Annotated in this window: 15 protein-coding genes; 10 read left to right on the top strand and 5 right to left on the bottom strand. The window is 30.7% G+C overall.

The features are described 5' to 3' along the window. Positions 1-187: 187 nt before the first annotated feature. The 7 genes from A7L45_RS14985 to A7L45_RS14955 all read left to right on the top strand — a co-directional run bounded on the left by A7L45_RS14985 (position 188) and on the right by A7L45_RS14955 (position 5,412). Positions 188-871 (top strand): 4Fe-4S double cluster binding domain-containing protein, encoded by a 684-nt coding sequence (locus A7L45_RS14985; protein ID WP_071613543.1) that lies wholly within the window; start codon positions 188-190, stop codon positions 869-871. 99 nt (positions 872-970) lie between these two features. Then, the gene (locus tag A7L45_RS14980) at positions 971-1,468 is read left to right on the top strand and encodes a peptide deformylase (RefSeq protein ID WP_071613542.1); all 498 of its coding nucleotides are present in this window, start codon (positions 971-973) and stop codon (positions 1,466-1,468) included. A 75-nt stretch (positions 1,469-1,543) separates the two neighbouring features. Next, on the top strand, positions 1,544-2,362 hold the full coding sequence (locus tag A7L45_RS14975) for an alpha/beta fold hydrolase (RefSeq protein WP_071613541.1): 819 nt from the start codon (positions 1,544-1,546) through the stop codon (positions 2,360-2,362). A gap of 211 nt (positions 2,363-2,573) precedes the next feature. Next, positions 2,574-3,050, top strand: coding sequence for a cupin domain-containing protein (locus tag A7L45_RS14970; protein WP_071613540.1), 477 nt, complete (start codon positions 2,574-2,576; stop codon positions 3,048-3,050). A gap of 81 nt (positions 3,051-3,131) precedes the next feature. Next, entirely contained in the window at positions 3,132-3,593 is a 462-nt protein-coding gene (locus tag A7L45_RS14965) for a GNAT family N-acetyltransferase (protein WP_071613539.1), read from the top strand. A gap of 33 nt (positions 3,594-3,626) precedes the next feature. After that, entirely contained in the window at positions 3,627-4,238 is a 612-nt protein-coding gene (locus tag A7L45_RS14960) for a DNA alkylation repair protein (protein ID WP_338132989.1), read from the top strand. Between the two features lie 136 nt (positions 4,239-4,374). Beyond that, the gene (locus A7L45_RS14955) at positions 4,375-5,412 is read left to right on the top strand and encodes a S66 family peptidase (RefSeq protein ID WP_071613538.1); all 1,038 of its coding nucleotides are present in this window, start codon (positions 4,375-4,377) and stop codon (positions 5,410-5,412) included. Between the two features lie 227 nt (positions 5,413-5,639). Here A7L45_RS14955 and A7L45_RS14950 read toward each other — a convergent pair whose 3' ends face one another. After that, entirely contained in the window at positions 5,640-6,002 is a 363-nt protein-coding gene (locus A7L45_RS14950; protein WP_071613537.1) for a phage holin family protein, read from the bottom strand. Positions 6,003-6,225: 223 nt separating this feature from the next. Here A7L45_RS14950 and A7L45_RS14945 point away from each other — a divergent pair, with 223 nt between their 5' ends. Further along, positions 6,226-7,791, top strand: a complete 1,566-nt coding sequence (locus A7L45_RS14945) for an FAD-dependent oxidoreductase (RefSeq protein ID WP_071613536.1) — start codon at positions 6,226-6,228, stop codon at positions 7,789-7,791. Positions 7,792-8,030: 239 nt separating this feature from the next. Here the strand turns inward: A7L45_RS14945 and A7L45_RS14940 are convergent, their stop codons facing one another. Then, positions 8,031-8,960 (bottom strand): DUF2935 domain-containing protein, encoded by a 930-nt coding sequence (locus A7L45_RS14940; protein WP_071613535.1) that lies wholly within the window; start codon positions 8,958-8,960, stop codon positions 8,031-8,033. Between the two features lie 283 nt (positions 8,961-9,243). Between A7L45_RS14940 and A7L45_RS14935 the strand changes: the two genes are divergently transcribed. Both A7L45_RS14935 and A7L45_RS22900 read left to right on the top strand, forming a co-directional pair. Continuing rightward, positions 9,244-9,549 (top strand): carboxymuconolactone decarboxylase family protein, encoded by a 306-nt coding sequence (locus A7L45_RS14935; RefSeq protein WP_071613534.1) that lies wholly within the window; start codon positions 9,244-9,246, stop codon positions 9,547-9,549. A 5-nt stretch (positions 9,550-9,554) separates the two neighbouring features. Continuing rightward, complete coding sequence (locus A7L45_RS22900; RefSeq protein ID WP_224616913.1) at positions 9,555-9,776, top strand: hypothetical protein; 222 nt, start codon at positions 9,555-9,557, stop codon at positions 9,774-9,776. Between the two features lie 112 nt (positions 9,777-9,888). Here A7L45_RS22900 and A7L45_RS14930 read toward each other — a convergent pair whose 3' ends face one another. Genes A7L45_RS14930 through A7L45_RS14920 form a run of 3 tightly spaced genes read right to left on the bottom strand, consistent with a single transcriptional unit; the run spans position 9,889 to position 11,983 of the window. Beyond that, positions 9,889-10,290, bottom strand: a complete 402-nt coding sequence (locus A7L45_RS14930) for a hypothetical protein (RefSeq protein ID WP_071613533.1) — start codon at positions 10,288-10,290, stop codon at positions 9,889-9,891. Next, positions 10,290-11,033: an ABC transporter permease gene (locus A7L45_RS14925; protein WP_071613532.1), complete on the bottom strand. Its 744-nt coding sequence runs from the start codon at positions 11,031-11,033 to the stop codon at positions 10,290-10,292. The genes A7L45_RS14930 and A7L45_RS14925 overlap by 1 nt, the downstream gene beginning before the upstream one ends. Before the next feature lie 11 nt (positions 11,034-11,044). After that, positions 11,045-11,983, bottom strand: a complete 939-nt coding sequence (locus A7L45_RS14920; RefSeq protein ID WP_071613531.1) for an ABC transporter ATP-binding protein — start codon at positions 11,981-11,983, stop codon at positions 11,045-11,047. Between the last annotated feature and the right edge of the window lie 4 nt (positions 11,984-11,987).

Here is an 11,987-nt window from a genome sequence, read left to right as displayed (position 1 = left end):
AGGATGGAACTAATATGTAATATCAAAATTATTCTTTTATGTGATGCAGCAATTATGTTATTTCAAAAGGAGTTTATTTTAAAAAAAACATGATAGAAAAGATGCTTGTGGCTTCTGTATAGTAGCTTGTCTATTGGGATTACGATAGCAATTCACATTTTATTGATTTGGAGGCGAAAAAAATATTATGATAAATAGTGAGGATTTAAAAGAATATTTGTATGATAAAGGGGCTTCTTTGGTTGGATTTGCGAATTTAGAATCTATTGTAGATAGTGAAATAAATCACGGAATATCTATTGCGATAAATATACCAGTGGAAGTCGTTAAGTCAATTTGTAATGGACCTAATATGGATTATTTTAATCAATATCACTCGCTTAATAATAAATTGAATGAAATAGCCAATAGTGGGGCTGAATATCTTCAAAATAAGGGATATAAAGCAGTTGCACAAACTACTGACGTTGTAAAAAAATTCTCTAACTATAGAACATTATTACCTCATAAGACTGTTGCAACAATGTCTGGACTCGGATGGATTGGGAAAAATGCATTGTTAACAACAGACGAATTTGGTTCGTCTATTCGGTTAACGTCAATTATTACAAATGCAAAATTAGATTATGGAACGCCAGTAACAGAATCTAAGTGTGGGGATTGCTTAAAATGCAAAGATGCTTGCCCTGGCAGAGCCATTTCAGGTGAACTATGGCATGTTGGCATTGATAGAGATGAGTTTATTAACATTATTAATTGTCGACGTAAGGCACGTCAGATAGCAAATGATAAAATAGCTAAAGAAATAACATTATGTGGTAAATGCATAGAGATATGTCCATATACCCAAAGGTATATAAAGAAAGGATAGATAATTCATAAGTCATACCATCGTAAACAGGTTATTGGAATTTATACAAAATATATGATAAGAAGAACATTTTTATAATAGCTTGAAGGAGGTGTATATATGGTAAAAAAAATCATTTTGTTGGGAAACCCTAAATTATATCAGATAAGCTCTACTATAGAAAAGGATGAAATGGACATTATAAAAGAACTTGTTATTGATTTGCATGATACACTTATGAATTTTAGAAACAAGTATGGTGTAGGTAGAGCAATAGCTTCCTCACAAATAGGTGTATTTAAGAGGTTGATATATATGAATATTGACAAGCCTGTAGTTTTTATAAATCCAATATTGATTTTTGAAGATGATGAATTTATGGAGGTAATAGACGACTGTATGTCCTTTCCAGAGTTATTGGTAAAGGTTAAAAGGCACTGTAGATGTACAATTCATTTTAAGGACATAGATTTTATTGATAATGAGATGAAACTTGAAGGAGATTTATCAGAATTATTGCAGCATGAATATGACCATCTCGACGGAATAATTGCAACAATGAGAGTCATAGATGATAAATCGTTGTGTTTAAAAAGTGAAAAAAATTTTTTAGAATAGTAATGAATGAAAATGTATTTGAAGTTTTTGATGATTTAGTATTAAGATGTGTGTCGGATGAGAGGAGATAAAAGAATGGAATGTAAGATGAACAATATATCTATAAATTATGAGGTAATGGGTAGTGGCAAACCAATTGTTATGATACATGGTTCCCATGTAGACCATAGATTGATGACAGGATGCATGGAAACTGTATTTAGTAATAAAGATGGTTATAAAAGGATATATATTGACTTGCCAGGAATGGGAAAAACTAAAGGCGAGAAGTGGATTACAAATTCAGATATAATGCTGGATATTGTAATTGATTTTATTGATAAAATTATTCCGAATGAAAACTTTTTACTTGCAGGTGAATCATATGGTGGCTATTTAGCAAGGGGAATAGTACATAAAATTGCAAATAGAATAGATGGACTATTATTACTATGTCCTTCAATTACAATGGATTTAAAAAAACGCAATGTTCCAAAGCATATTGTTTTAAAAAAGGATGATAAATTATTAGCACAACTTGATCCATATGATGCCGAGGGTTTTAATTCAATACAAGTAGTGCAAAGTAAAAAAATTTGGGATAGATATAGAAATGAAATTTTATCTGGCATAAGATTGGCAGATAAAGATTTTTTACTAAAGCTTGAACAAAACGGGAATGCGTTTTCATTTGATGTGGATGGACTGGATGAAAAGTTTAACAAGCCGACTCTTATACTATTAGGACGACAGGATTCAAGTGTAGGTTATAAAGATGCCTGGGGTATTTTAGACAACTATCCAAGAGCAACTTTTGCTGTATTGGATAGAGCAGGACATAATTTGCAGATAGAAGAGGTAGAAGTATTTAATTCATTAGTGAATGAATGGCTTTTAAGGGTTATAGAGTCATAATAATTGCAGTCACGCTTAAAAAAATATAAACAAGATTATGAATTGCTTAATTATGATAAAAAAGTTATAGATGCTGAAACAGTTAACTATTCTTTATTTTTAATGAAGGTAAGGAAGTTGACAAATCTTTAGGTTAATATTTAGTACATCTTATTAGGTCAAAGTGGAGGTGTGTATAAATCACATGAGATATTAAGGGGGAGATTATTAGATGGATAGTCGTGAAATTCGGATAACTAATAAAAATTTAATTAAGCCAAAACACAAATGTGAGCATGAGCCTTACGAGTATAATAAGTACGAAGTAACAGGGCAAGGGAATGAAAATCAAAGCTATGTTGCTATCTATGAAATTCCACCTAAGAAAGCAAATTACCCATATCATTACCATCTTAAAAATGAAGAAGTATTTTATATCATTAGAGGAAATGGCATATTAGAAACACATAGCGGAAATAAATCAATTTCAGTAGGAGATATTATTGTTTGCCCGCCATCAGAAAAAGGAGCACATAAAATAATTAATTCTTCGCAGACTGAAATGCTTGTGTACTTTAGTTGCGACACTGTTAATTCACCAGAGGTAGTGGTTTACCCCAATTCTAACAAAATGGGCATACTTGTAAATGGGAAACCAGGAACATTTTATAAAAAGGATACTAACGTAGATTATTATGATGGTGAATAAAGATTTCCGTTTAATGTAAATTTAAAAAGCTTTATATAAAGCAGCAATGTAGATTATTAAGAGTAGAAGGAGGGTTAGTAAATGGATGATGTTGTAATAAAGAAGCTAAGTAATGACGAAGAAGTACCTTATGAGTTGCTTCTTTTAGCAGACCCATCTATGGATATAATTAATGATTATGTATATAGAGGCGATTGTTATGTTGCTTATATAAACAATAATATAGTAGCTGCTTATATAATTCTTAGGACGAGACCATTGACTTTAGAGCTTGTAAATATTGCAGTTAGTGAAGCATATCAAGGTAAAGGTATAGGGAAGAGGTTAATATTTAGTGCAATAGATATGGCAAGAGGAGAAGGTGCAAGGGTCTTAGAGGGTGGAACAGGAAATTCTAGCCTATATCAGTTAGCACTTTATCAAAAATGTGGATTCCGTATAGTTGGTATAGATAGAGATTTTTTTAAAAAACATTATAAAGAAATTATTATTGAAAATGGAATTGAATGTATTGATATGATTAGGTTGAGTTTGAATTTATGAAGGACACCGTTGGGTTAGGAGGTTAGACTAAAATTGTATGATGATATAATTGAAAAAGTTAAAATGGTCGAAAATGGATTTAAAGAAATAGAAAAAGAATCTATAGTTATTCTCAACAATAATTCTATTAATAAATGTTTTATTATTGCAAAAGAGTTTTACTCATCAGAATTTTATCAAGTTAGGGAGTTATCTACATTTATCTGTGGTTCAATTTCATGTGAGTTAAATGAGGCATTAGTATTTTTAAAAGAGAAAATAAGTATAGATGAAAATTGGCGTGTTCAAGAGATTTTGGCAAAGGCTTTTGATAAATACTGTTGCGATATAGGATATGAAAATGCGTTACCCATAATTAAAGTTTGGTTAAACGATAGTAATCCAAACGTAAGGAGAGCAGTTACCGAGGGATTAAGAATATGGACAAGTAGGGATTATTTTAAACAGAATCCTAATATAGCAATAAGCTTAATATCTAATTTGAAGAATGATAAAAGTGAATATGTTAGGAAATCGGTCGGAAACGCATTAAAGGATATAAGTAAAAGGCATAGTGAATTAATAAAATTAGAACTTCAAACATGGGATTTATCACAAAAAACAATTAATCAAGTGTATAAACTTGCTAATAAACATATAAAATAAGGAATGATTGTGGCTACTGGAATTGTGTTGACTTGTAATAAAAACAAAATCCTTAATAAGTTTTAAATATTAAATATATAAATACAAGCAAATTTGTTTATTGACTAAAAAACAAATATTATAAAGGAGATATACAATGAAAAAATTAAAGAAACCATCTAAGTTAAAAGTTGGAGATAAGGTTGCATTAGTCAGTTTATCTTGGGGTGGCGCTGGTGACAAAGAAATATTGTGGCGCTATGAACAAGGGAAGGATCGTTTAGAGAAATTATTTGGATTAAAAGTTGTAGATATGAAATACACTTTGGCTGGAACAGATTATATATACAATCATCCTGAGAAACGAGCAGAAGATTTAATGTGTGCATTTCAAGATGATTCAATAAAAGGTATTATAGCATGTATTGGTGGAAATGAAAGCATTCGAATGCTCCCATATATTGATTTTAATATTATAAATCATAACCCTAAAGTATTTATGGGTTATTCAGATACAACTACTACCCACTTATTTTGCCTTAAAGCAGGGATATCAAGTATTTATGGACCGACATTATTAGTTGATTTTGCAGAGAATGTATCTATGCACCCTTACACAGTTGAAAATATTAAAAAAACATTATTCGAAACAAATGCAATTGGAGAAGTAAAAGCAGGTCCAGAATGGACAAGCCAATATCTATCTTGGGAAGAGTCAAATAAGTCAATGCAAAGAGAGTATAAACCTAATAATGGTTATGAATTATTACAAGGAAAAGGCGTTGTAAAGGGAAGGCTAATAGGCGGATGTATGGAAGTTTTTGATAGTCTTCGTGGAACAGCAGTATATCCAACACCTGAAGAGTTTGATGATTCAATATTATTTTTAGAAACCTCAGAGGAAAAGCCACCGGTATGGTTTGTAGAAGGTGAGTTACGAAATTATGGCATCACTGGAATACTTGATCGTATTAATGGTATCATTTGGGGAAAGCCTCAGGATGAAGAAAATTATCTTGAATATAAAGAAGTAATTTACAAAGTAATGAAAGAGTTTAATAAAGCAGATTTACCGATTTTGTATAATATGAACTTTGGCCATACAGAACCTAAAATTTGTCTGCCATATGGTATCTTAGCTGAAATTGATTGTGAGAAGAATACATTTTCAATCATGGAATCAGCAGTTATATAACTATGGATTGCTTAACAATGATAGTTATTTTTATATTGTGGATTTATATGAAGATGAATATTTTAAGGTGTGAAGCTATTATTTGTCAAAATTAAAAACCATTCAAGATAATTTTTTTCTTGAATGGTTTTGCTTTACTTATAATCGATAGGTGCAATTTTAATTACTAAAATTTCAATCTTACATTTAATAATGTAAGTCCAAAACTACATGAAGTCTATTGGAGATTATATGGATCTTCCAGGTATTACTGCATCTAGTATTCCAATGACTATTGAAGCAAGTATAGCGCCTATTATAGATACTCTCATTCCAGGAACTAAGAATTGTGCTATATATAATATTATAACCGCTATTACAAATCCTTTTATTCCCTTCCCAAAAGGTGATGCATCAACTTTCATAAGTTTTTCCACTAAATAATCTATTAAACAAATAACTACCGACGCTAATATAATTGATCGTAGACCCACAAGTACAAAGCCTGGTGTTAAAAATGACGTTATAGCTAATATAATTGAAGTTACTACAAATCTTATTATTATACTTGGTATGCCACTAAAAGTACCTTTCTTCTCTTTATTTTCCATAATTAAATACCTCCTTGGTTAAATTCTTGTATTTTTATATATTGTCCCGGAAGTGAAAAATTTATTATGGATTTATTTAAATTGTTTCTAATATATTGTGGGTATATTTCCAGCTAATTATCCTAATGATAAAGGGAATTAATAAAATAAAAATACAATGTATGAGAATGGTTATAAACATAAAATAAATATGTTAATTATGTTATAGGAAGGGAGCAAATTCATGAATGGGAAAAATAATATGTGTATTAATAATATTTTAACACCAAAATCTTATTGGCTTGATTCAACAGATGAAACAAACTATCCAACTTTAGAAAAAGACATTAAAGTTGATATAGCAATTATAGGAGGAGGTATTACAGGAATTACAACTGCCCTCCTATTGAAAAATGAAGGTTACAAAGTTGCATTAATTGAAGCAGATAAAATAGTTCAGGGAACTACAGGACACACTACAGCTTATGTTACTTCACAACATGATATCATATATAGTAATTTAATTAACACGATGGGAATTAAGAAAGCTAAGCAATATGCAGATGCAAATGAAGGTGCCATAGATTTTATAGAAAACATGGTAAAGGAATACGACATTGATTGTGATTTTTGTAGGTTACCGGCATATATCTATACAACAGATGAAAGCTATAAAGATACTATCAAGGAAGAGGCAGAAGCAGCTAAAAGCCTAGGGATAAAAGCAAAATATATTGAAAAACTAGATTTACCATTTTCAATAAGCGGGGCACTATGCTTTGAAAATCAAGCTCAATTTCACCCTAGAAAGTATCTCCTTAAAATGGCTGAAAACATTTCTGGTAATGGTAGTCAAATATATGAACATACAAGAGCGGTAGATATAAAGCATGATAATTTATATACTGTAATAACAGACACAGGCTTTAAAGTAATAGCCTCAAAAGTCGTTTTAGCTTCACATTTTCCATTTTATGATGGTTTGGGGTTATATTTTGCAAAACTTCGACCACAAAGATCATATGTAATATCTGCAATAATAAAGGATGCATTACCAAATGGAACATTTGTAGATTCAGGAGAGGCAGGTTGGTATTTCCGTTCACAAAAGTATAAGGATGGTCAGATGATAATTATTGGGGGGCAAGAGCATAAGACCGCTCATGGTGGCGACATGATTAAACATTATGTTAATTTAAAAAATTATGCTGAAAAAAACTTTAATGTTGAAAATTTTTTGTATAGATGGTCAACTCAAGATTATATAACAATAGATGGTGTACCTTATGTGGGTAAGCTTACGTCTACATCAGAAAATATTTATGTTGCTACAGGTTATGGTGAATGGGGCATGACAAATGGAACAGCAGCAGCGACTATACTAAGGGATATTATAGTTAAAAATGAAAGTCCTTATCAAGAAGTATATAATCCATCTCGTAAAATTTTAACTGATGGAATTAAAAATTTAGTTAAGGAAAACTTTGATGTTGCAAAGCAGCTAATAAAAGGAAAGCTTCAAGTTGGGCAATATAATTTTGATCTGAAAAATGATCAGGGAAAGATAGTAGAGATTGATGGAGAAAGGTATGGGGCATATAGAGATAAACATGGAGAACTACATATAGTTGATATAACATGTACTCATTTAGGTTGTGAATTAAAATGGAATAGTGAAGAAAAATCTTGGGATTGCCCTTGCCATGGATCGAGATTTTCTTTTGAAGGTGATATTATAGAAGGGCCAGCTGTTTGCAGGTTAAATCATTATAAAGAAAGTGATAATACAATTGATTCAAATATAATTTGAGAATATTAGTGCCAAGCAAAGATAAATTGGATAGTAGAAAAAATGGATGACAAATACAATGAAGGTAATGTTTCTTACTTGATTTATTGTATTTTTTCAATAAACTAATGAATAGAGTTGGTGTCAAACTCTATCCATTAATTTTAGGTATGAAAATTCTTCATATTTTTATGTTAACAGTCATTAATACTATGCAGAATAATTACAAGCATAAAACAAAAGATTTATTTATCTATATTTCATTTATTTTTTGTAAATATTTTCAATAAACGTAAATAGTGATTTGCTTCACGTAAAGTATGGTCGGCTAATAATGGTATTATTATGGACTTGATTTTACATTCTAGCAATCCTTGCGTACCTTGCGATTTAAATTTAGCTATTTCAATAGTTGCTGTAAGGCTGTCTTGCGTAACTTTTGAGATGGGGATTATATTATCCATTGCTTCTTTTGACTCTGTTGTTAACTTATCAAATTCATTTCCAAAGTTATTTGCTGTATTTATAAGCTCATTTTCTGTTGGATCAAGAAGTCCACGAATAAATTTTGAATGTTCAGCCATAATTCTATTCCAAAAAGATTCTTGCACATACATATCTTTCTCAAAGTTGATTTCCTCACGGTTTTGCAGCCTTTGAATTATTTGAAAATAAAATTTTGCCTCTCTTAATATATGATCTATAAGCAAAGGGTAGCTACTTGTAAACATTTTACAGGATATAACTTCAGACAAAACCATAGTCTTAAACTGAGCTAAGGCTTTAATTAATACTAGTGCTCTCTGATTAAGTGTACATACTCTTTGTTCAATTATAGGATTGCCTAGCATTGATGCATTACTGCCCATTAAACCAGCTTCTGATTTTGTTAAATTAAATGGAATATTCACTCCTGTAAAATATGCTGAAGCCATCTCAGCTTTTAGTGTAAAAGGTGTTATTACTTCACCAGACTGTAATACACTGGGGCTAACAGCACCGTTAGAAAGTGATATAGTATCTGCTAAAAGTCTGTCAAACTCTATTCTAAAGTTATTTGCCTGCTTAATATAAATTGAGTCTTTTGGTGTAAACCCAACTTCTAAAAAGAATGAGTGTTCCTTCATAATCCTTGCAAAAAAAAGATGTATTTCCAGCGATTGTCGTATGAATTCAGTACTAGATAACATAGTAAATCCTCCTTGAAAATTTTCATTCACTATTATTATATTAATTGAACACATAAAAGGTTACTTTTAGCTACAATATTATATATTTTTAAGCCTCATATATAATCCTGCACCACATATTTTAATTTTTCAGCCTTGTCTTTCATTGAATAAATATAAATATTTATAGCTGACATAAGTTGTTTGTAAATATAGAGCTTAATTGTAATAAATGGTATAATAGTGTGAATGAAAGGGGACAGACTGTGTTTTGTAAAACATTATAAATTGAGGAGGATATATTATGAGCATAAGTAATGCATTTATGGCATTTTCTAAAGAAGCACCAGAACAACAAAAGGCATGGGGTGAATTTATTGAAAAATTGGATACTTCGTGTAAACTTGATAAGAAGACAGAAGCACTTGCTTATTTAGCTGTATTAGCAGCTGCTCGACTTGAAGGCGGTATAACATTTCATGTAAAACAGGCCAAAAAGTTAGGAGCTTCAAGGGAGGAAATTATAAGTAGCATTTTAGTTGGATTACCTGCTGTTGGTAATATAGTTATCCAAGCACTACCTATTGCATTAGCTGCATATGATGAATAGTATATTTGAAGATTTTAATAAGACAAAACAGCTATGTAGGAAGGTTTAAGGGGGGAGAGAGGGCTCTTTTGGCAGCATCTATATTTAAGGATATTAATTGTGTTATTGCTAGTATGCCAAGCTGCTATTCATATGAGAAGATGAAAAAGGGTGGACTTCCTGCACATAATTCTTCATGGATGTATAAAGGTGAAGAAATTACTTGTTTGGAATTCGAGTTGACATAGACGGTTGGGCAAAAGCAAATATTGAGGAATGGAATGATACAATTAAATTTTTGGATAATTGGGCAAAGTAGTTTTGTTAATATAACACAATTGAGTTACATTAACATTGTAGCTATGCCAACAGTGCTCTTATTTCATCTTCACCTTTATAATCTTTTGCTATTTTGCCGGACTTGAAAAAATTTTCTATTATTTTTTTATCCTCTTCACTTTTTAAAGTTGTTACCTCATAATTCCCACTATTTTTTTCTTCCACAATAGCAACATATTTACCTAAAACAAGATCAGCCGTAGTTGGTTTTTTATGGACTACTTGAACATCATATCTACTATCTACTGGAGTATTTTGCACATTGTTAGAAAGAAAAGCAATGGTTTCTTTTGACGGTGCTTTGGTTGAAAATATTACAGCAATTCCAATCATAATAGGTATAACTACCACTGCAAATATAATTATTGATTTCTTGGATAAGATTCTGTCTAATTTATTTTTAAATAGATTAATTATATTCATTATACATATTCCTCCGGTTTAAAGGTGATTTGACATATTATGATACAGACAATAGAAGCAATTAGCAGAAATGCCAGTACTGGTAGATAAATACTAAAATCATTATCATAGATTATGCGAATAGCACATTCATTAACCCACTTGATTGGAGATAAATTTGATATTTCAGCCACCACATTTCCAAGTCTATGTACTCCAAAAATTATTCCTCCGAAAAATATAAATAATGTTAATGGAATTTGCATAATACTATTTGCGCCTTCTTCGCTTTTGAAAAGGCAGCAAAACATGGTACCTAAACTACAGCCAAATAAAGCTAGTATATTGATTAACACCATAATATAAATAATATTATTCCCACCAAAGTTAATGTGCAATAAATATTGTCCTATAAGGATTAAAACACTGTATGAAATTGTACCCAAAATATAAGTGGATATCAATTTTGATAAATATATTGATGTTTTTGAAACTGGTGCATATATGATGCGACTGTTTCCACTTTTGACCTTTTCCTCCATAAACGTATTAGTAGCCGTCATTGCAATAAATAGCGCTGTAAGAATCATCATCTTTATGCCATAATAATCATAGATACTCATACTTCCTTTACCCCAAACATTGCTCATTACAAAACCCATGACACCTATAAGTATTAATGGAAATATTGTATTTACAATTAACAGCATTGGATTTCTAATAATATTCATAAAATCAAATTTCACCATTTTTATAAAGTTCATATTTCTCCCCTCTAATCTCGTAAATTCCTTCCAGTTAACTCTAAGAATACAGTTTCTAAAGATGCTTTTTTACTGTTTAGACTTTCAATTTTACAGCCCTTTAATGTTATAACTGATATGATTTCATTGATATTGTCCTTAGAGTTTTCTATAGTTACTTCAACAATATTTTGTGATATTTTAACTTTTGTTACGCCATCAATTAAATAAAACTCCTTAGTGCTTAATTTATTTAAATTATCCACGCAAAAGGAATAGGTAATTTCATCATTCACTTTCTGCTTTAATTCTTCTTTTGTACCTTGTGCAATAATTTTTCCATTGTCCATAATAATTATCCAATCACAAATTTCTTCGACTTCTTCCATGTAATGCGTGGAATAGATAACTGTTGCACCTCTTTTTTTTAGAATTTTTATGGATTGGAGTATATGATTTCTTGATTGGGGATCGATACCAACCGTTGGCTCATCCATGATAATAAGTTGTGGCTCATGGGCAATGGCACAAGCAATATTTAATCTTCTTTTCATTCCGCCGGAAAAACTTTTAGGTTTTTCATCCTTTCTATCATAAAGACCTACTAATTCTAAAGCCGCCTTGACATGGTTTTCTAATTGTTCTCCTTTGAGTTTATAGAGACTTGCAAAAAAATGTACATTTTTCTCCGCGGAAATTTCCTCATAAATGGCTAAGTCTTGGGGAACTATTCCAATTTCTTGTTTGATGAATTTCGCATCCTTTTTTAAATCATGTCCTAAGATAGTTATTTCACCCTTATCAGATGATAATATGGTAGTCAAGATATTTATAATTGTACTTTTGCCTGCTCCATTAGGGCCTAAGAGACCAAGGATTTCACCTTTATGAACTACAAAGTCCACTCCATTAATAGCTTTTTTAGTATGGTAACTTTTTTCTAAATTTTTGACTGTAACAACGTTATTCATTTTT

It is taken from the genome of Clostridium estertheticum subsp. estertheticum, assembly GCF_001877035.1.
GTDB classification, from domain to species: domain Bacteria; phylum Bacillota; class Clostridia; order Clostridiales; family Clostridiaceae; genus Clostridium_AD; species Clostridium_AD estertheticum.
The sequence above is the reverse complement of the archived record's forward strand: the minus strand, read 5'-3'. Positions and strand labels throughout refer to the sequence as shown.